The 21,560-nt window shown below is 26.9% G+C and carries 23 protein-coding genes; 2 read left to right on the forward strand and 21 right to left on the reverse strand.

Translation table 11 applies throughout. The annotated features are described in order from the left end of the window. The 10 genes from GM111_RS02015 to GM111_RS02065 form a co-directional block, all read right to left on the reverse strand. Window positions 1-201, reverse strand: a 201-nt coding sequence (locus tag GM111_RS02015) for a ubiquitin-like domain-containing protein (protein WP_156299226.1), incomplete at its 3' end; no start/stop codon positions are given. A 28-nt stretch (window positions 202-229) separates the two neighbouring features. Continuing rightward, entirely contained in the window at window positions 230-517 is a 288-nt protein-coding gene (locus GM111_RS02020; RefSeq protein ID WP_156299227.1) for a hypothetical protein, read from the reverse strand. Between the two features lie 156 nt (window positions 518-673). Further along, a complete protein-coding gene (locus GM111_RS02025; protein ID WP_156299228.1) occupies window positions 674-1,567 on the reverse strand; it encodes an Imm49 family immunity protein in 894 nt (297 codons plus the stop codon). A gap of 240 nt (window positions 1,568-1,807) precedes the next feature. Next, the gene (locus GM111_RS02030; RefSeq protein ID WP_156299229.1) at window positions 1,808-2,380 is read right to left on the reverse strand and encodes an SMI1/KNR4 family protein; all 573 of its coding nucleotides are present in this window, start codon (window positions 2,378-2,380) and stop codon (window positions 1,808-1,810) included. 481 nt (window positions 2,381-2,861) lie between these two features. Then, window positions 2,862-3,644 carry an ABC transporter permease gene (locus GM111_RS02040; protein WP_156299230.1) on the reverse strand — a complete coding sequence of 261 codons (783 nt, stop codon included), beginning with the start codon at window positions 3,642-3,644 and terminating at the stop codon, window positions 2,862-2,864. Then, on the reverse strand, window positions 3,644-4,507 hold the full coding sequence (locus GM111_RS02045) for an ABC transporter permease (protein ID WP_156299231.1): 864 nt from the start codon (window positions 4,505-4,507) through the stop codon (window positions 3,644-3,646). The genes GM111_RS02040 and GM111_RS02045 overlap by 1 nt, the downstream gene beginning before the upstream one ends. Next, window positions 4,507-5,610 (reverse strand): ABC transporter ATP-binding protein, encoded by a 1,104-nt coding sequence (locus tag GM111_RS02050; protein WP_156299232.1) that lies wholly within the window; start codon window positions 5,608-5,610, stop codon window positions 4,507-4,509. The genes GM111_RS02045 and GM111_RS02050 overlap by 1 nt, the downstream gene beginning before the upstream one ends. Window positions 5,611-5,630: 20 nt before the next feature. Continuing rightward, a complete protein-coding gene (locus tag GM111_RS02055; RefSeq protein WP_156299233.1) occupies window positions 5,631-6,968 on the reverse strand; it encodes a M18 family aminopeptidase in 1,338 nt (445 codons plus the stop codon). Continuing rightward, entirely contained in the window at window positions 6,968-8,479 is a 1,512-nt protein-coding gene (locus tag GM111_RS02060; protein WP_156299234.1) for a carboxypeptidase M32, read from the reverse strand. Before GM111_RS02060 ends, GM111_RS02055 begins: the two co-directional genes overlap by 1 nt. 140 nt (window positions 8,480-8,619) lie before the next feature. Beyond that, complete coding sequence (locus tag GM111_RS02065) at window positions 8,620-8,985, reverse strand: helix-turn-helix domain-containing protein (RefSeq protein WP_197034444.1); 366 nt, start codon at window positions 8,983-8,985, stop codon at window positions 8,620-8,622. Window positions 8,986-9,134: 149 nt separating this feature from the next. On the opposite strand from GM111_RS02065, the gene GM111_RS02070 reads away from it, so the two are divergent. After that, on the forward strand, window positions 9,135-9,332 hold the full coding sequence (locus GM111_RS02070; RefSeq protein WP_156299236.1) for a hypothetical protein: 198 nt from the start codon (window positions 9,135-9,137) through the stop codon (window positions 9,330-9,332). A 10-nt stretch (window positions 9,333-9,342) separates the two neighbouring features. After that, entirely contained in the window at window positions 9,343-9,564 is a 222-nt protein-coding gene (locus tag GM111_RS02075; RefSeq protein ID WP_156299237.1) for a DUF6290 family protein, read from the forward strand. A gap of 42 nt (window positions 9,565-9,606) precedes the next feature. Here GM111_RS02075 and GM111_RS02080 read toward each other — a convergent pair whose 3' ends face one another. From GM111_RS02080 to gatC, 11 genes are all read right to left on the reverse strand, one after another. Continuing rightward, a complete protein-coding gene (locus GM111_RS02080) occupies window positions 9,607-10,137 on the reverse strand; it encodes an adenine phosphoribosyltransferase (RefSeq protein ID WP_156299238.1) in 531 nt (176 codons plus the stop codon). 8 nt (window positions 10,138-10,145) lie between these two features. Further along, window positions 10,146-11,345, reverse strand: a complete 1,200-nt coding sequence (locus tag GM111_RS02085) for a hemolysin family protein (protein WP_197034445.1) — start codon at window positions 11,343-11,345, stop codon at window positions 10,146-10,148. Between the two features lie 92 nt (window positions 11,346-11,437). Beyond that, entirely contained in the window at window positions 11,438-12,295 is an 858-nt protein-coding gene (locus GM111_RS02090; protein ID WP_156299240.1) for a bifunctional 5,10-methylenetetrahydrofolate dehydrogenase/5,10-methenyltetrahydrofolate cyclohydrolase, read from the reverse strand. Beyond that, window positions 12,288-12,956: a redox-sensing transcriptional repressor Rex gene (locus GM111_RS02095; protein WP_156299241.1), complete on the reverse strand. Its 669-nt coding sequence runs from the start codon at window positions 12,954-12,956 to the stop codon at window positions 12,288-12,290. The genes GM111_RS02090 and GM111_RS02095 overlap by 8 nt, the downstream gene beginning before the upstream one ends. A 13-nt stretch (window positions 12,957-12,969) precedes the next feature. Beyond that, window positions 12,970-13,896, reverse strand: a complete 927-nt coding sequence (gene fmt / locus GM111_RS02100; protein ID WP_156299242.1) for a methionyl-tRNA formyltransferase — start codon at window positions 13,894-13,896, stop codon at window positions 12,970-12,972. 10 nt (window positions 13,897-13,906) lie between these two features. After that, entirely contained in the window at window positions 13,907-14,413 is a 507-nt protein-coding gene (gene def, locus GM111_RS02105; RefSeq protein ID WP_408022630.1) for a peptide deformylase, read from the reverse strand. Between the two features lie 11 nt (window positions 14,414-14,424). Further along, window positions 14,425-16,356: a replication restart helicase PriA gene (gene priA, locus GM111_RS02110; protein ID WP_156299243.1), complete on the reverse strand. Its 1,932-nt coding sequence runs from the start codon at window positions 16,354-16,356 to the stop codon at window positions 14,425-14,427. 20 nt (window positions 16,357-16,376) lie between these two features. Beyond that, window positions 16,377-18,389: a penicillin-binding protein gene (locus tag GM111_RS02115; protein ID WP_156299244.1), complete on the reverse strand. Its 2,013-nt coding sequence runs from the start codon at window positions 18,387-18,389 to the stop codon at window positions 16,377-16,379. Between the two features lie 9 nt (window positions 18,390-18,398). Continuing rightward, a complete protein-coding gene (gatB, locus tag GM111_RS02120) occupies window positions 18,399-19,829 on the reverse strand; it encodes an Asp-tRNA(Asn)/Glu-tRNA(Gln) amidotransferase subunit GatB (RefSeq protein ID WP_156299245.1) in 1,431 nt (476 codons plus the stop codon). Beyond that, the gene (gatA, locus tag GM111_RS02125) at window positions 19,813-21,252 is read right to left on the reverse strand and encodes an Asp-tRNA(Asn)/Glu-tRNA(Gln) amidotransferase subunit GatA (protein WP_156299246.1); all 1,440 of its coding nucleotides are present in this window, start codon (window positions 21,250-21,252) and stop codon (window positions 19,813-19,815) included. Before gatA ends, gatB begins: the two co-directional genes overlap by 17 nt. Beyond that, window positions 21,245-21,541: an Asp-tRNA(Asn)/Glu-tRNA(Gln) amidotransferase subunit GatC gene (gene gatC / locus GM111_RS02130; RefSeq protein WP_156299247.1), complete on the reverse strand. Its 297-nt coding sequence runs from the start codon at window positions 21,539-21,541 to the stop codon at window positions 21,245-21,247. Before gatC ends, gatA begins: the two co-directional genes overlap by 8 nt. Window positions 21,542-21,560: the final 19 nt, after the last annotated feature.

Raw genomic sequence — 21,560 nt, forward strand, 5'->3', positions numbered from 1 at the left:
CCCATTTTTTTTATCTTCAATTGAAGATACTTTTAGTTTTTTATCATTTATAATTATAGTATCTCCTAGAATTAATTTTTGATATTTAGGTTCTATTTTCTCATTTTCAAATATTAGTTTTTTTAATTCTCTTACATCAAAATCATTTACTATACCTCTCGGTTTCTTATTAATATTATTACTCCCATCATCTAAATGCATATTATATATATAATCTTCAGATAATTACCTAATTTCTTCCAATGTTATCGTTTTCCTCTTTAGTTCTAGAGCTCTCTCCTGTATGTGCAAGAATTATATGAGTACTTGTCTTATCACTAACAACCTCTGCATCACTTGGCATACTTGATACATCATCTTTTGGTAATTCTTCTATTTCTTCTCTACCATTTATTAGATACTCTGAATATATATTACCTGGTGTTGCTCCTAATAATTTCCCTTCTTCTGTTTTTCTTCCCTCTTCATGTATTCCATATTCTCTTGCTAATGCTTTCTTAAACTCTAACTCACTCATATTTCCAAATGTATATACATTTTCATATGTTATCTTATACTTTTAAATAACTAAATTCCTATTACTTATACTAATGTAAGTCTATATATTCCTCCTAAGATAAAAGACAGATATATGTATTAATGTTATTAGTTTTTTCATAATTGCCTTTCTACTTTAGATATATAATCCCATACTTATTTCTCTTTCTAATTCTTTTACATTATAATGGTATTCAAATATCCAATCTAACCACTCTTCTTTTGTTATTGTATTTAAATCAAATTTTTTCATAAATTCATATGGTTCATAATATTCTTTTGCTGGAGTTATATTTATTAATTCTTTTGGTGCTATTTCATGATCTATTCCTAAATCTATTCCATGATACATTGCTATCTTTGCATACATTATTACAAATATATGTAAGTAAAAATCAAATGCTGTACTCATGTCATTTAACATCTTTTTTGCTACCTTTTTCTCAAGCATTTTTTCTAGTGTTTCTTTCATCTTTAAACTGTCTTTTAATGCTAATGCTTTTAAAAATTCAAATTCTAAATATACATATTTATGATATGAAGATTTTGAGGGATTATTTAAATATATATCTGATCTTCTTATCACATCTTCCCAATCACCTTTAAGAGCTAGTAATATAGTTCTTGATAAAAATCTATATGATTCTGATTTAATATATTTATCTTTTTCATTTTCATATGCTACTACATCAAGATTTCTAATTAAAAAATCTATTATTTCTTTATTGTTAGACATTAATGTTTCACTAAATTCTACATGTCCTCCTCTAAGTATACCTCTTGAATCACTACCCATTATACATAGTTTCCCATATATATACATATCTTGTTTAAATTTTTCAAGGTCTTTTTCAAAAAGTAAATTTTTTGAACCTCTAAATCTATATATTTTTCCTATAAATCCTATAATTAATAAAGACTCTTTATTTAATATACGTTTTAATCTTTCTTCTTCATATTTTATTGCACAATTTAAATTATCTACTACTAAATCAATTCTTTCTTCTCTTATTTTTTGACTAACCAACATCTTACTCCTCTATTTAACTTTATTATTTACTTTTAAAGGAAAAAATATTATCTCTCCTTTATTTTTATTTACTCCTATTCATCTATTTTTGATACATCTAAGGACTTACCACTTTTTAATCACTATTTAAACTTATTGCTAAGCTTTCTTCTTTTCCATTATATATTATTCTATCTATTTCTGTAGATTGTATAATAAAGGGAATAAGGGTTAGTATTATTAGTTTTTTCATAGCACTCTTTAATAATAACATATTTCTAACCAAAACTTTACAAAAGTTTGATTTTTAAATGATAAATCATCTTCTTTGTTTTTATCTATAAGTTTCTTTTCTATAAAAAATCTTTTAATAAAACTACTAATAGAAGCATCTAATATTATTACATCACTACAAGCTACATGAAATACCGGTGTTTTATCACTATCTACTACTTGTGAAATGAAATAACCTTTATATGTTAAAGGTATTAATCCTTCTGCTTCATTAAATCTTCTCTCCATTTCATTTTCTCTTTCATCTTCATCTTCTGGCTCTGGTCCCCATAAACTTTCTGGCCAATTAAGACAATACATCTCCCATTGTTCATCATAATATTTTATGTACTCTTTTATTTTATTTATATTTTCTATAGAAAAATCTGCATAATTTATAGTATACTCATTTAAAGGCATTCCTTCTTTATATAAATTTTGTAAACACTTAGGCATTCTAAAATTATATATCTTTTCTATTTTTTCTATATCTTCATCACTTACTGGTGGTAATAATTCAATATTATTTTCTTTTACTTCTTTTAATATATTTTCAAACATACTCTCACTCTCCTATTTTAATTTGATAAATGTTTCATAATGATCTATTGTATAATATATAGAGCCATCACTTCCAAATACAAGTCTTACTTTATTTCTACCTTCTATTTTAAGGTTAAGATCAAATTCTCTAGGTAATTTACTATCTCTATTTAACCACTTTCTATTTCTCTTACCCCTTTTGGAGGATTAAATTTATTTTTTTCAATTTTTTTAATAGCTTCATATACTTCTTCTGGAACATCTTCTCTAACTTCTAAATTTTCTGTATATTTTATTTCTTTAAAAACTTTATTATTTTCTGTCTTTTTTTACTAAATTAAAATAGTAAGTGTCAAAAATATAACTTAAAAAAAGGGAGAATTCTAAAAAGTTCTAGATTTCTCCATTATTTTTTGGGCTATTTCGAAACAGTCCCCTTTTTTAATACATTTTATATATTTTTACTTTATAGAAAATTCATATTTACTATACTTAAATTCTAGCTCAACATATATTTTTGTAATTTTCTACTTGATAATGCTAATACTAAAGTTCCAAGTATCAATATTGTTGATAATGCATTAATTGTTGGACTTACTCCAAATTTAAGCATTGAATATATTTGTATAGGTAAAGTATCAGAGTTTGTTCCTGTAACAAAACTTGTAATTACAAAATCATCAAGTGATAATGTAAGTGACATTAAAAATGCTGAAACTATACCGGGAACCATAGTTGGTAGTATTACTTTATTTAAAGTTTGTAATTCTGTTGCACCTAGATCTCTTGAAGCTTCTACTATAGAAAAGTCAAATTCAGATAATCTTGACATTAATATAAATAAAGAAAAAGGTATATTAAATGTCGTATGTGCTATAAATATTGTAAACATACCTAAAGGTATTTTAGCAAAATTCATATTAAAGAATAAAAGTAATGATACCCCTATAATTAAATCAGGTATTACTAAAGGAATATAGTTTAATACTTTTACATATGATTTAACCTTAAAGTTATACCATTTAATTCCTATAGCACCTAAAATAGCTATTACAACTGAAACTGCTGATGAAGTAAGTGCAATAACTATACTTCTTCCAAAAGCTTGCCAGAGTCTAGGTGATTTTGTAAATAGTTCTATATACCATCTTAAAGAGAAAGATTTAAATTCATAACCCTTACTTGAGTTAAATGAAAGTAATATTAACATTATTATTGGTAAATAGAAAAATATCATAACCATTACGAAAAAGAATAAAGAAAATCTTCTTTTATCATTCATTATTCATCACCATCCTTATCTGCTTTAATTCCTATCCATACAAATACTGAAGTAATAAGTATAAATAGTGTAGAAATAGCCGATGCTGATGGCCAATCTCTTAAGCTAAACATTCTTGTAGCAATAATATTTCCAAGCATTATACCATCTGTTCCTCCAACTAAATCTGGTACTGCATATGAACCTATAGCAGGTACAAATGTTAATACTAATGCTGTAATAATTCCATTTTTTATACCAGGTAAGAATATTTTCATATGAGCAGTAAAATTACTTGCTCCTAAGTCTCTTGCTGCATCTATTAACGAAAAATCAAATTTTTCTATTGCAGTATATAGAGGTAATATTGCATAAGGTAAGAAAATATAAACAGAAATTATTATTACCGCAGTTCTATTGTATAATAGATCTAGAGGTTTATCTAAGAAGAATATTTTAACTAAAAATCTATTTAATATCCCATTATTTCCTATTAATGCAACTATAGAAAATATTCTAACTAAGAAGTTAGTCCAAAATGGTATTACTATTAATAATAACCATAAATTTTTTCTCTTCGAACGAGAAATAAAATAGGCTGTTGGTATTGCAACTAGTATTGTTATTAATGTAATAACTACTGATAAATTAAGTGTCTTTAAGACTATCTTAAATATATCTTGTGAGGCAAATATATCTTTATACGCCTTTAATGTGAAAGTTGTATAACTAGATATACCACCATATGCTCCTTTTTTAAGGAAACTAAAATATACTATTATTGCAGTTGGAATCGCAAAGAATACACTCATCCAAATTGTTATTGGCAAAAAATATAGATATCTTAGTACTGATTTTTCTTGTAATATATCGTTACGTGCCATTAGAACACCTCCACTAGATATGCATCTTCATAATTCCAGTAGAAATACACCTTTTCTTTCCATACGAATAATTCTTCTTCTTCTAAGAACTCTCTATGTTGGTCAAATGCTCTAATTATTCTATTTGAACCTTCAACTTTAATAAATAGTTTAGATTGGAACCCAGAGTAAATTACTTCATCTACTACACCAGTTAGTACCTTGTATTTAGGGTTTTCTTTTGGTGGTTTTACATCTACTTTAATTTTTTCTGGTCTTAAAGTTAATTTAACTTTATCCCCTGGTTTTACGGGTTTATCAAGTTCAACTTTAAATTCTCCAATTTCATCAGATTTAGCAAGTGCATAATTTTCAAATACTTCTGTTATTTCTCCAGTTAAGAAATTAGTTTCACCTATAAAGTCTGCGATAAATTCATCATTTGGTTTTTCATAAATTTCATTTGGAGTACCTATTTGTAAGATATCTCCTTTGTTCATTACTGCTATTCTATCAGATACTGATAGAGCTTCTTCTTGATCATGAGTTACAAAGACGAAAGTAATACCTACTTCATCATGTATAGTATCAAGTTCTATTAATAATTTTTGTCTTAACTTTGCATCAAGTGCTGAAAGTGGTTCATCAAGTAATAATACATCAGGTTTACCTATTAAGGCTCTTGCTATTGCAACCCTTTGTTTTTGTCCTCCTGATAAATTTTCAGGCATCTTATTTTTATGTTCTAATAATCCAACTAATTCTAAGTATTTTGTTACTTCTTTCTCTATTTCATCTTTTGCAATACCTTTTAATTTTAAAGGGAATGCAACATTATCATAAACTGACATAGTTGGGAACAGTGCATAATTTTGAAACACTGTGTTAACATTTCTTTTTTCTGGTGGTAATTTATCAATTCTTTCATTATTAACAATTATTTCACCACTATCAGGATATATAAATCCAGCTATCATTCTTAAAAGTGTAGTTTTCCCACATCCACTTGGACCAAGTATAGAAAAAAACTCTCCTTTTTTTATTTTTAAACTTACATCTTTAAGTATTTTTTCTCCCCCAAAACTCTTTGCAACATTTTTTATTATTATATCATCTTTTTCCAACTATCCGTCTCCTTTACATATTAATTTTTACTGAAAAATTCTTTTGCTAACTCTTTTAAATAGAATAAATCTTGTACTCCACATACTTCTCTAACTGAGTGCATTGCTAGCATTGGTACACCTAAATCTATTGAATCTATATCTAAGTGTGTTGACGATATTGGCCCTATAGTTGAACCTCCAACTTCATTTGATTGATTTACAAAGAATTGTATCTTAATATCAGTTCCTTCTATTATTTGTTTTACAACAGCTATCGAGAATCCATCAGATGTATATCTTTGATTTGCACTTATTTTAACTTGTACACCTTCATTAATTTTTCCAAGGTTAGTTGGATCACTCTTACCTAGATATGCAGGATGAGCCGCATGTGCTCCATCTGCTGATAAGATAAATGATGATGATAACATTGTTAAGAAAGTATTTCTATCCATTCCTAATGAATAAATTATTCTTTCTAATACATTTGATAAGTAGTTTGAATCTGCCCCTTGTTTAGTTGCTGATCCTATTTCTTCATTATCAAATCCAACAAATACATTAATTTGATTGTCTGCATTTTCTGCTTCAACTAGTCCTAATAAACCTGAATAAACAGAGACTAAATTATCAAGTTTTGGTGCAGAAATAAATTCTTGATTTATACCTACAAGTGCTCCTTTTTCAGTTGCATAAACATATAGATCAAAATCTAAAATATCTTCCTTTTTAATATTAAATTTTTCAGATATTAAGTTTAATAAGAAGTCATCTTTTTCAAAACTTTCATTAACTAATCCTATTATAGGTAAAGTGTCATTTTGTCTATCTATTTTAACACCATTATTTACTTCTCTATTTTGGTGTATAGCTAAATTAGGTATAGTTAAAATTGGTTCTTCTATCTTAATCTTAATAGTTTTAGGTCTAAATATATCATTAGTTCTAACAACTACTCTACCTGCTATAGATAAAGGTCTATCAAACCAAGTATTTAAAATTGGTCCTCCATAAACTTCTGTATTTAATCTTATTACACCATTTACAGTCATAACAGGGTTTGGTTTAATTCTAAAACCTGGTGAATCTGTATGAGAACCAAAAATTTTAAATCCTTTATTAACATCTAAATTTTCACCAATAGTAAATGCTATTATTGTTGAATTAGATCTTTTAACAAAGTATTTTCCACCTTTTTTTAATTCCCATTTTGCAGTTGGTTCTAATCTTTCAAAATCATTTTCTGATAAAATTGTTGAACAATTTCCAACCACGTGATATGTACTCGGAGAATCATCAATAAATTCTATCATTTCTCTTGCAAAACTCTTGATTTCTAAGTCGTGAAATTCTGCTTTTAGTTTTTTACTATCCATTATTTCACCTCTATTTCATATATTTTCCCAAATTTATTTTTTAGGTAATTTACATAATATTTAGCTGAGAATTCTTCACCAGTTGCATTTAATATTACATCTTTAGGATCTTTAAATGAACCAAATTGATGTATTTTTTCTTTAAGCCAATTATTAATGTTTTCAAAATTACAATTTTCTAATTCTTTAGATATATCTATATCTTTTTCCATAGCTTTATATATTTGAGCTGAATAAGCTGAACCTAATGCATAAGAAGAGAAATATCCAAATGATCCTTGTGACCAGTGTACATCTTGTAATATTCCTTCTGAATAAGTCATAGGTCTTACACCTAAATATTCTTCATATTTATCTGCCCATTTTTTAGCAATTTCTTCTGCATCTTCTACTTTTTCTAAATCAGAGAATATTTCTTTTTCTAATTCATATCTTATCATTACATGAATTGGATAAGTTAATTCATCTGCTTCAACTCTTATTAATGAAGTATTTACTTCATTTAATATTAATTTAAATTCATCAAGAGTAATATCCATACCAAAATATTTATCCATTAAATCGTATAATACCTTAGTAAAGCTATCATTCTTACAGAACATGTTTTCAAATATTCTTGATTGAGATTCATGTATACCCATAGAAACTCCTCCACCAAGAAAATTATTTTGGTATATATCAGATATTTGTTGTTCGTATAAAGCATGACCAGTTTCATGTATAGTTGAATATATTGCTGAAAGTGGGTCATTTTCATAATAATGTGTAGTTATTCTAACATCTTTATTACTTGTATTAGTAGTAAAAGGGTGTTCACTTTCTTTTATCACTCCAGAATTATAGTCATATCTTAATATTTCTGAAACTTCTTTAGACAATTCTCTTTGTTTATCTATTGGATAAGGTTTAGCTAAAAATCTAGATTTAATATCTTTTAATTCTTCTCTTTTCTTAGTTATTACCTCTTTGATAAATGGTGTTAATTCATCTTTAATATTCTTAAAGAATTCATCAACAATTTCTACAGTTAATTCATTTTCATAATCACTTAGTAAAAGATTATATGGATGACCTGTATATCCTCTATATTTTATAAACTCTTTGTTATATTTAATAACTTCTTCTAAATAAGAGGCATAAATTGATAAATTATTACTTCTTTTAGCTTCCCCCCATTTTTGTGTAGATATAGTTGATAATTCAACATATTTAGAATACACCTCTACCGGTATTTTACTCATTTTATCAAATATTTTTTTTCTCATATTTAATATTAATTTTCTATCAATTTCATTTAAATTTTCAACATTTAAACCATAAACTATTTCTTTTACCTCATCATTTATTAAAGTTAAATAAGAAAGTTCCGTTAGAGTTGCTAAAGTCTTAGAAATACTTAAAGTTGCATTTTTAGGAGCTTCTGTTTCTAAGTCCCATGATAAAATTGTTATTGCATGTTCATATGCTCTATTTTTTTCAAGTATCTCTTTTAATCTAATAATTTTATCCATTTAAATCACCTTCTCCTTTTCATTATTCTTTCATTTAATTATACCTTTTTTTATTTATTTTTTCAATTAAAAATACAAAAAAAATTATTTAAAAAAAAAAGTCTTAAAACCCTTTTCAAATCAGTTTTAAGACATAATTTTTATTTATCAAATTTTGATTTATAGAACATTTCATTCATTACTTCTAAAAGTTTCTTTTTATCTTCTTCATTTACACTCTTATCATTAAAGAATAATGTAGCTTTTTTCACTATATCATTTAATTCTACAAATTCATCTATATTTGCTCCAGCTAAGTTCATTATATTTATCTTATCTAACGAATAAATTTCACATAATCCTGCAAGAACTTTTATAGGAGTCTTATTACTTTCTCCATCTTCTATTCTTTTTATATTAGTATGTGCATAGCTTATTCCTTTTTCGTTTAATTTTGCTTCAACTTCCCTTAATGAATATCCTTTTCTTTCTCTGGCATTCTTTAAAGTTTGTCCTAGATCCATCATAATTTTCCCTCCAGCTTTAATAATATAACACATTATAACATTTAAGTTAGAAAAAAGCAACATTTTTTTATTTTTTTAAATTTATTGTTGCATTTTTAAAACAAATATGGTATATTAGTGTTATAAAAATAAAACACGGAGGAATGAAAATGATAGCTGCATTATTAAAAAAAACAAATTTCGAATATTTATTAGAGGGTATTTTAAATATATTACCATTTACTTTTATACTTAATCTTATTCCTTTTTTACTTGTAGAACTATCTTTAACTGCTTTAATTATTTTAGCAATTATATTTATATTACAGGTATATTTATTATTCAAACTTTCTGATATCGTAGAATAGGAGTATCACTTTGATTATTATACCCATAAAACTTTCAAAAGAAGACGAAAAAATAATTAAGGCATATGTTAAAATTAATAATTTAGATTTATCAAATTTCATAAGAAATATTATTATAAATAAAATAAAAGAAGAATATATATTAGAAGAAAAATATTTACTTGAAACTATAGAAAAGAATAAACATAATGAAATATATAAGCATTTCGAATTACTTGATTCATTAGAATAAAAAAGAGTTTGTAATAGTAATTACAAGCTCTTTTTATTTATACTAAAATTTTAATATAGAATAAACATCTTTACCTTCTAATACTTCTCTACCTTTAAGGTCTACAAGTTCTATTAGGAAAGCTAATTCGTGTACTTCTGCACCTAATTCTTCAACTAAATCTACCATTGCTTTTGCAGTTCCACCTGTTGCTAATAAATCATCAACTATCAATACTTTAGCGCCTTTTTCAAATGCATCTTTATGTATTTCTATTGCATTTTTACCGTATTCTAATGAATATTCTGCTCTAACAGTTTCTGCAGGTAGTTTTCCTGATTTTCTTGCCGGAACAAAACCTGCCCCTATATTATATGCAATTGCAGCTCCAAATATAAAACCTCTTGCATCTGCACCTAATACATAATCTATTCCTTGATCTTTGTATCTGTTAGTAAAGTCTTCAATAATTAATCTTAATCCTTCTTTATCTTTAAGAGCTGTAGTAATATCTCTAAATATTATTCCTGGCTCTGGAAAATCAGGGATGCTTCTAATCATTTCATCTAATTTTTGAATTTGTAATTTATCCATCATCTCTCCTATCTTTTGATAATAAGTTTAACTTTTTCTATTTTCTTATTATCAACTTTTAAAACTTGTATAATATAATCATCATTTATTACTTTATCATTTTCATTTGCTACTCTTTCAAGTTTATACTGTATATATCCTGAAATAGTATCATATTCTTCAGATTCTTCTATATTTAATTCATATTTTTCATTAATTTCATCAACTAATGTTTCTCCTAATAACTCATATACATTTTCCGAAATTGATTTAAAGTTTTCTTCTTCAATATCATATTCATCTCTAATTTCTCCTACTATTTCTTCTAGTAAGTCTTCTATAGTTATTAGTCCTAAAGTTCCTCCATATTCATCTATAATTATAGCCATATGTTGTTGTTTTTGTCTAAAGAATTCTAACATATCTGTTAATGTTACAGTTTCTGGTACATAAACAACATCTTTAATCAGATTCTTTAATTTAATATTTCTATCCTTATATTTTAAAAGGTCTTTAGTATACATTACTCCACAAATATCATCTATACTTTCTTTGTATAAAGGTATACGTGAAAACTCATGTTCAATAATATCATCCCATACATCATTTAATATTTCTTCTTGATCATAAGCTACTATAGATGTTCTAGGTGTCATTATTTCTTTAACAGTAGTATCTGTAAAAGTAAAGATACTGTGTATCATTTCTTTTTCTTCTTTTTCTACTTCATTATTATTAGCATAACTAATAATATTTTTGATATCCTCTTCAGTAAGATCTCTCTCACCTATATCTTCTCCATTGTTAAATATATTGTTTATTTGTTTGTATAAAAACTCAATAATTACAACTAATGGATAAAGTAATATCATTAAAACATCAATAAAGTCTATAGTATATATTAATGTTTTATATATATCTATTTTAGCAATAACCTTAATAAATGTCTGTAGAACAATCAATAGTACTACTGATATTACAAAAAGTGTAATACTAGAACCCAAAAATATTCCTAAATTAAAGTTAACTATTTTTAGATATAGTGCTATAAGTAGTAGATTTAAAATATTTGAAACTACTTTATATCTTATTAAACTTTCTAAAAATTTTGCTACTTTTCTTTTGTTATCCTCATCTACTTCCTTTAGATGATTTTTTTCTATATAATTTAAATACATAAAACTTGTATCAAACGCACTTAAAATCGAAAAAAATACTAAAGTTATCAAGAGGGCTATTATTATATTAATACTTATCTTAATACATCTCCTTTTTAGAAAACATTCTAACTAATTTTATCATATCATATATTTTTTTTCAATTACATATTATTTAGCTTAAAAGCACTAATAGTATTTTTTATTAATGAATAAATAGTCATAGGGCCAACACCACCTGGAACTGGACTAATGAAGCTAGCATTTGAATTTATCATAACATCATCAAAGTCTACATCACCTGAAATTTTACCCTCAAATTCTGATATTCCAACATCAATTACAACTGCTCCATCTTTAATATCTTTACCCTTAATTAATCTTGGAACTCCTGTCGCACTTATTAAAATATCTGCTTGTTTTACTTTATGAAACAAATCTTTTGTTTTACTATTACAAACTTGTACTGTAGCTCCTTCATTAATTAGCATTAAAGCTAAAGGTTTACCAACTATATTTGATCTACCAATTATTACTACATCCATTCCTTCTATCCCTATGTTATAATATGATAAAAGTTCCATTATTCCTTGTGGGGTACATGAATAAATACCCTTATCTTTAAATAATAAATTACCTACATTTTCTGGATGAAATCCATCTACATCCTTATTAGGTGATATAGCTGACATAATTGAAATATAGTTAATATGAGAAGGTAATGGAAGTTGAACTAATATCCCATCTATCTTTTTATTATCATTTAATTTTTTGATTTCTAATATCAGTTCACTCTCAGATATATTTTCATCAAAAGAAATAGTCTCTTGATATATACCTAATTCATCACATTTTCTTGTTTTCATATTTAAATATATACTTGAAGCTTTATCATTACCTACTTTAATAAATGCAAGTCCTGCTTTTCTTCCTATTTTTTCACTTAACTCTTGGTATTCTTCTCTTAATTTTTCATACAGTATATTTGATACATAACGTCCATCTAATATACTTTTAGTCAAAATTAATTCCTCCTCTTAATTCTGGGTTTATTCTCCAGAAATTTAATTCTTTAAGTTTTGCTGAAATGTCTGCATTAACTACTGCGGTATTACTATTTAATTCTAATTTACAAGCAGTCATATTTAAAATTGCTTCTACTCCAGCTTCTATTAATTCATTTGTAGCCATTTGAGCATACTCACTATTAATAGCTAAAACAACAGTATGTACTCTGTTTTTCTTAATATATTCAATACAGTTTTTTGCATCTTGTACTACTATTCCTAAATTAGGTATTTCTTTACCTATTTTTTTAGGATCTTTATCAAAAACTGCTTTTAATTTGAACCCTTCTCCTAAAACATCAGTATTCAATGCTATCATTTTACCAACATGTCCATATCCTAATAAGATTAGTTCATTTTCTCTATCTATACCTAAGATAGATTCTATTTCTCTAATTAAAGCACTTACGCTATATCCTTTACCTCTTACCCCAAATTCTCCAAAAGTAGATAAGTCTTTTCTTACTTGAACAGCTGTAGTATTCATTTTTTGAGCTAACTCTATAGAGTTAATTTCTGGTTGTACTTTTTCTAAATCTTTCAATATCCCTAAGTACAGGGCTAGTCTTGCTACTATACGTCCTGAAACATCTTTTGGACTATATTTTTTTATCATCAAAAATTCCTCCTTATTCCAACACATCTAATTTATTTATTTGTCTTCCATTAATAAAATCTAAAGCGCTTTGTTTCTTTTTACCTTCAAGTTTTAATTCTTTAAGTATTATTGCACCATCACCAGTTTTTACAACTATTCCTTGTTTATTTAGGTCTATTACTGTTCCTGGTAATTCATCTCCTACATATTCTATCACTTCTGATGAATATAGTTTTAATACTTTATCATTTAAAGTTGTATAAGCTTCTGGGAAAGGATTTAATCCCCTTATTTTATTAAATATAGTTAAACTATCTTTACTAAAATCTACTTTCGTTTCTTCTTTTTTAATTGGCTTAACAAAAGTAGCTAAACTATGATCTTGTTTAGTTGCTTTTACTGTATTATTTTTCATCATTTCAACTGCTTGTTGAACTCCACGTGCTCCTAAAACTTTTAACCTATCATGTAGTGTTCCTAAATTATCTTCTTTTAATATTTCAGTCTCTAAAGTACAGATTACATCTCCTTCATCAAGATTTTCATCTATATACATAATAGATACTCCAGTTTTATCATCACCATTTAAGATGGCAGCATGTATAGGTGCTGCTCCTCTATATTTAGGTAATAGTGATGAATGCACATTAATAATTCCATATTTTGGTAAATCAATAATATTTTTGGGTATTATCATACCATATGCTACTACTACTATTAAATCAGCATTATATTTCTTTAATATTTCATAAGTTTCTTCAGTTCTTAAACTTTTTGGTTGCACTATTTCTATATTGTTATCTAGAGCATATTGCTTAACTGGAGAAAAATTTATTTTATTTCCACGTGCATTTACTTTATCCACCTTAGTAAATACAGCTAAAAGCTCAGTATTTTCATGTAAATACCTTAGTGTATCTATTGCAAAATCTGGTGTCCCCATAAATATTGTTTTCATTCTATCACCTCTAAAATTCTCTTGGTCTACTATTTTTTTTCATAATCTCTAATTTTTTTCTTATTAAGTTTCTACTCATAGGACTAATTTTATCTATGAATAAAATCCCATCTAAATGGTCAAACTCGTGTTGGAATGCACGAGATTCTATATCACTTAATTCTCTTTCAATTACATTTCCATTTTCATCTTGATATCTTACAAATATTGTTTCAGGTCTTAACACCTTTTTATATATACCAGGTATACTTAAACAACCTTCTTCAAATTCTACTATCTCTTCTCCAAATTTAACTATTTCTGGATTTACTACCTTAAATACTTCATCTTCAATTTCTAATACAAAAAATCTTTTATCGATACCTACTTGATTTGCAGCAAGACCTATTCCTTTTGCAAGTCTCATAGTCTCTACCATTTCATCTAATGTAGCTCTTAATTCATCATTAAATTCAGTAACTTCTTCCGATTTTTTTCTTAAAATTGGTGCTTCATAAACGTAAATATTCAATTTTATCACAACTCTTTCTAAAATGTAGTTACAGGGTCTATATCTACTAAAACTCTTGTTGTATTAGTACTTAATCCCTTAATAGAAAATAGTAATTTTCTATTTTTACTTATCTCATTTTTATTACTTTTAATATATATATTATATCTAAAATCATCATTAATCTTAAATATTGGTGCTTTATCTATTATAGAAACATCATTAAATGACTTAATTACATCACTATGTATTTCTCTAATTTTCTTTAAAGCCCTTTCTTCTTTTTTATCAGAAACTATAATTTTAACTAACCTACTAAATGGTGGATAGTTTAATAATTTCCTAATATGTAAATCATATTCAAAATATCCTTCAAAATCATTATTAACTATACTATTTATTAAATTAGATTCTGGCATAAATGTTTGTAATATTACTTTACCTTTCTTATCTCCTCTTCCTGCTCTACCTGCAGATTGTGTAACTAGTTGAAAAGTTTTTTCTCCTACTCTAAAATCACTTAATGATAATATTTGATCTGTATTTATTACACCAACTAAGGTAACATTTGGAAAGTGAAATCCTTTTGCTAATATTTGTGTTCCTACAGCTATTTGATATTTTCCTTCACTAAATTCCTTATATGCCTTATCAAAATCTTTTTGACTAGTCATAGTACTTGAATCCATTCTTAGAATATTTTCTTCCCCAAATAATTCTGATAGTTCTTCTTCTAATTTTTCTATACCTAATCCTAAATATTCTAAATTTTCACTTTTACAGTTAGGACAACAATCTATCATTTTCCTACTATATTCACAGTGCGAACATTCAAGTCTATTTCTAGATTTTGAATATCTTAAATTAACACTGCATTTAGGACAAGATATTTTCTCCTTACAATCTAAACATCTTACAAGCACTGAATGTGATTTCCTATTTAGTATAAGGATTACTTGTTCTCCTTTTGAAATTGTTTCTTTCATACTTTGAAGTAATTTTTCAGATAACATAGATTTTTCATTAGATAAGTCCACAACTTCCATTTCAGGAAGTTCCATATTATTAAATCTTTGTTTTAATTCTATCAACTTAAACATACCTTGTTTTGCTAGATAATAGCTTTCAAATGAAGGAGTCGCACTTCCTAGTATTACTTTTGCACCCTCCTGCATAGCTCTTTTTATAGCTACATTTCTACTATGATATCTAGCATTATCTTCTTGCTTATATGTATTTTCATGTTCCTCATCTATTATTATATATCCTAAATTCTTAACAGGAGCAAATAAGGCAGATCTTGCACCAAGTATTACCTTAACATTTCCAGAATAAATATTCATCCATTCCTTAACTTTAGTAGCTGGTGTCATCTTACTGTGTATAAGACTCACGCTTTCTCCAAATACCTTCTTAATACCTTTAACCATTTGCGAACTTAAAGATATTTCTGGTAATAGGAATATACTTGATTTATCTTTTTTTAGTGCTTCTTCTATTAATTTAATATATATTTCTGTTTTCCCACTCCCTGTTACTCCATGAAGTAGAAATATATTTTCTTTTGAATTTAATATATCATCAAAAGCTTTTTGTTGATTTTCATTTAAAGTTATACTATTTTTAAAACTTATTTCTTTTCTTTCAATTTTTGCTAATTTTTCATAGCTCATTTTTTCATAAGGACCTAATAACTTAAAACTTGCATAAAAATCAGTAATATAGTATGAATTAATGAATATAGCTAAATCTAACATACTTTCTGGCACTTTAACTATATCATCCATTACTCTATTTATTTTCTTAATTTTAAAATTACCCATTTCTTCTTCTTTTGTTTCTCTAATAACTATACCTATCATATCTTTATTCTTAAAATTTATTTCAACAAAAGTACCTATAGATAGGGGAAGATCTGATTCATAAGTATATGTATTAATGTGTTTTTTTACATATATTTGATAAAACATAAGTTCTTCCCCCTTCCATATTATTGTAATTCTAATCTAATTTTATCTCCTGGTTTAATCTTAGTCCCAGCCTCTGGATACTGTTTAACTACTTTACCATTTCCAGTCATATTTACTGCATATTTATCTATACCAAGTTCTAATAAATTCTTCTTCGTTATACCTATTAAATTTGGCATGATATTTGCTGTAAATTCATTCTTAATATCATTTATTTTTTTGTTTCTATTTTCTTTTGTTTCTACTACTTCTGTTTCAGTAACATTTTTTACTACTTTTTCACTTGGAAGCATATTATTGTATTTAATAATCTTATCTAAAATATCTTTCGCAAGTGGAAGAGCAACTGAAGCTCCATAGTATTGTCCATGAGGTTCATCTACAGTAATTAATATACTATATTTAGGATTATCTGCAGGGAAGAAAGTAAAGAAAGATGAGAAGTATTTACCTGGCTCATATCCATTAGGTCCTGCTTTTTGAGCTGTACCTGTTTTACCTCCTACTCTATAACCTTCTAATTGTATTCCACGTCCTGTACCACTAGAAACTACTTCTTCAAGTATGCTTCTTATCTTAGCACTTACGCTTTCATTAATTACTTTACCTTTGTTATGAATTTCGAATTCTTTTACAGTTTCACCTTCACTACCTACTACTTTTTCAACTATTTGAGGTGTAATTAAATTTCCACCATTGATAGTTGCATTTAAAGCTACTAACATTTGTAGCTGAGTCATGTTTATACCCTGTCCAAATGAAACGTTTGATCTTCTCACTTCAGTAAATTCTTTTTGTGTCATTAAATTACTTGTTGTTTCATATGAAGTATCTATACCTGTTTTCTTACCTAATCCAAACTTAGGAAGATAATTATAGAAAGTATCTGCCTTCATCATTTGAGAAATTTTTACAAGACCAACGTTACCTGAATGTACCATTATTTTTGATACAGGCAATGTACCCTTAGTACTATCATCATGATCTCTAATTATTCTATTTTTAACCTTAATATATCCATCTGAATGTATTAAAGTATTTTCATTTATTATACCCTCGTTCATAGCTATAGCCACAGTTAGTGGTTTAAATATTGAACCTGGCTCAAATAGTGATGTAATATTATGATTTTTTATCTCTGCCTTATTAGTTGCTTTAGGATAAGAACTCATAGCTACTATCTTACCAGTATCACTTTCCATTACTATACCCATAGTTGTTGCAGCCTCAAATTTTTGATGAGCCTCTTTTAAAATATCATCTAAAGAATATTGTAATAAAGAGTCTATAGTTAATACAATATTATCTCCATCTTTTGCTTTTTTAACTACCTTCTCATCTATTAAGTATGGTAATGTATATTCTGCTAACGAACCAGAAAATGGTGCTGTTCCTGTAACTTGTCCATTTTCACCTTTTAACATTTCATCATATTTATGTTCTACTCCATATACTCCATTTTCTTCCTTATTAAGGAATCCTACTATAGTTTCAAACACTGAATTATTAACATATTCTCTCTTGAATTTTCTAGTAAAATAGACAAATCTAGAATTGAAAGTTTCTTTATCTTTCTTTCTAGCTTCTTTAAGAAGTTCATCTATTTGATCTTTTTGTTCAACAGTTATTAATACGTCTTTAAACTCATAATATTTTTTACCTTTTTCTTTTAATTCTACTATCTTTGCAACAGTTTCTTCAACTTTAATATTACTTATTACATTTCCAATAATATTAACAAATTTTTCTATTTCTCCTCTATCCTTTAGTAATGTAGGATCTATTACTATGCCCTGATATTCTAAATCTAATGCTATTTCTAAATTATCACTAGTTAAAATTGAACCACGCTTTGCTTTTACTTCCTTAACATATGATCTTACAGGACTTATAATGTTAAAAGAAAAATCCTTGTGTAATACTTGTAAGAAGAATAATCTAACTATTACTAAGAACAGAAATAGAAAGAAAGCTGTAAAGTATACTTTTTTTCTATTGTTTTCTTTTAAAAACCATCTGTCTAATTTACTCATATCCTTACCTTATTTCATATTTTTTATTAATAAATCTTGTACAAGTTTTGGATTTGCTTTACCTTTTGAAATCTTCATAGCTTGTCCCATTAACGCTTTTAAAGCTCTATCTTTTCCATTTAAGAAATCTTGTACTGATTCAGGATTTTCAGCTATAACTTGTTTAACTATATTTTCAATTTCACCTTCATCTGAAATTTGTAACATACCTTTTTCTTTAACTATGATGTTAGGATCTTTGTCTTCAGCAAGCATTAATTCAAATACTTCTTTAGCAATTTTTGAACTTATAGTTCCATCTTTTACAAGTAAGATTAATTTACCTAAGTTTTCACTGCTTATACTAAATTCTTCTATAGTAATATATTGCTCTTTAAGTACTCTTAACACTTCTGTTAACATCCAGTTAGTAGAAAGTTTAGGTTCTCCAGATGTTTTAACTAAACTTTCAAAATAGTTTGCAAGTTCTATAGATGTAACTAAGTTTCCTGCATCTACTTCAGACATATTGTATTCTCCAATAAATCTTGCTAATTTTTCATCAGCAAATTCTGGCATTTCACCTCTAAGTCTAGTTATTCTTTCTTCATTAATGATTACTGGTGGTAAATCTGGCTCAGGAAAATATCTATAATCCATAGCTTCTTCTTTATTTCTCATAGGTCTTGTAATGCCTTTTTCATCATCCCAAAGTCTAGTTTCTTGAACTACTCTTTCACCTTTTTCTATTAATTCCATTTGTCTATTTGCTTCATACTCTATAGCTCTAACTACTGCTTTAAATGAGTTTAAGTTTTTAGTTTCAGTTCTAGTTCCAAGTTTATCCGAACCTTTTTCTTTAATTGAAACATTAGCATCACATCTTAAAGAACCAAGTTCCATACTAACATCACTTACACCAGTATATTTAATTCTTTCTTTTAAAGTATTTAAATATACATAAGCATCTTGTGGATTAGTTATACAGGGTTTAGTAACTATTTCTATTAATGGTATACTTGCTCTATTAAAGTTTAGTATAGATTCATGTTTAGTGTGTATACTTTTTGCAGTATCTTCTTCTATTTGTATTCTTTCTATTTCAACTTTAACATCTTTATCATTTCTCTTAAATTCTAAATATCCATTTTCTGCATATGGTTTAAAGTATTGAGTAATTTGATAATTTTTTGGTGAATCAGGATAGAAATAGTTTTTTCTATCAAAGTAACTCACTTTATTAATATCGCAATTAAGAGCAAGAGCTGCTTTAATTGCATAATCTAATACTTCTTCATTAAATCTTGGAAGAGCACCTGGTTGCCCTGTTGAAACTGGTGAAATACAAGTATTAGGATCTTTTTCATCATAGTTAGCATCAGCATCACACCATACTTTAGTTTTTGTTTTTAATTGGCAGTGAACCTCCAATCCTATTACTATATCATACTCTTTCATAATCTATTTTTCCTCTTTCCATTTCATATTTATGTGTTACATTTAAAATTAAATCTTCTCTAAAGTAATTAGAAATGATTTGCATACCTACTGGCAGTCCATCCACAAAACCTACTGGCACTGAAAGTGCTGGTAATCCTGCAAGTGAAACTGAAACTGTATATATATCTGATAAATACATTTCTATAGGATTATTTGATTTTTCACCCTTTTTAAATGCAGTTGTTGGTGTAGTTGGTGTTATTATTATATCTACATTTTCAAATGCTTTTTGATAATCATTTTTAATTAATCTTCTTACTTGAGAAGCTTTCTTGTAATATGCATCATAGAATCCTGAACTTAAAACATATGATCCTATCATTATTCTTCTTTTAACTTCTTTACCAAATCCTTCAGTTCTAGATTTAACATAGATATCTTCTACATTATCAGCATCTGCTCTATATCCATAACGTATTCCGTCATATCTTGATAAATTTGAAGATGCTTCTGCTGAAGATATGATATAGTAAGTTGGGATAGAATATTTTGCATAATCAAGACTAATATCAACTATTGTAGCTCCCATATTTACTAATACTTCTAAAGCTTTTTCTATAGATTCTTTTATTTTAGAAGATAAACCATCAAAGAATTTCTTATCTATTCCTATTCTTAATCCATTAATATCTTTGTTTAATAATTCAGAATATTTAGGAACTTCTACATCTGCTGTAGTAGGATCATACATATCTTCTCCAGCAATTATTTCTAATGTTTTAGCAACATCTTCTGAAGTTTTTGCTATTATTCCTATTTGATCAAGAGATGATCCAAATGCCATTAATCCATATCTTGATACTCTTCCATATGTAGGTTTTAATCCTACAGTTCCTGTAAGTGCTGCAGGTTGTCTTACTGAACCTCCAGTATCTGTTCCTAATGCTATAGGTACTTCAAGTGCTGCTACTGCTGCTGCAGATCCTCCACTTGAACCTCCTGGTACTCTATCTAAATCCCAAGGATTTGATACAGCTTTAATACTAGAATTCTCATTTGAAGAACCCATTGCAAATTCATCCATATTAGCTTTTCCTACTAATACAACATTTGCTTCTTTTAATCTTTTAACTACAGTTGCATCATAAGTTCCATAATATCCATCTAATATTTTAGAGGCTGAAGTACTTAATTCTCCTAATGAAACTATATTATCTTTTAAGGCTATAGGTACACCATGAAGCGAGCTAGTTTTTTCTGAACTATCTGCTTTTTTTGCCGCTTCTAGAGCATTTTCATTATTAACTGAAGCAAATGCACCTATTTTATCTTCCATTTCATCAATTCTATTTAATATTGCAGTTGTAGCTTCTACTGAAGTTAATTTACCTTCTTTAATTAATTCTGCTATCTCACTACCTGTTAAAGTATATATTTTATTCATTTCCATCACCTACTATTACTGGTAAAGCAATGAAGTTATCATCACTTTTAGGAGCATTTTTTAAGAATCTTTCTTTTTCCATCTCCACTTTTGGTTCATGTCTATATATCTTACCTTCATTTTCTAAAATATTGTATAAAGGCTCAACATTTTCTAAATCTAATTCATTCAATTGTTCCATATGAGCAAAAATATCATTTAAGTCTTTTTGGAAGGCTTCTACTTCATTTTCATGAAAAGATAGTTTAGATAGTTTTGCTAATTTTAGCACCTCTTCTTTAGTAACCATTTTCTACCTACTTTCTTAC

The sequence above is a fragment of the Streptobacillus canis genome, from assembly GCF_009733925.1.
GTDB lineage: Bacteria > Fusobacteriota > Fusobacteriia > Fusobacteriales > Leptotrichiaceae > Streptobacillus > Streptobacillus canis.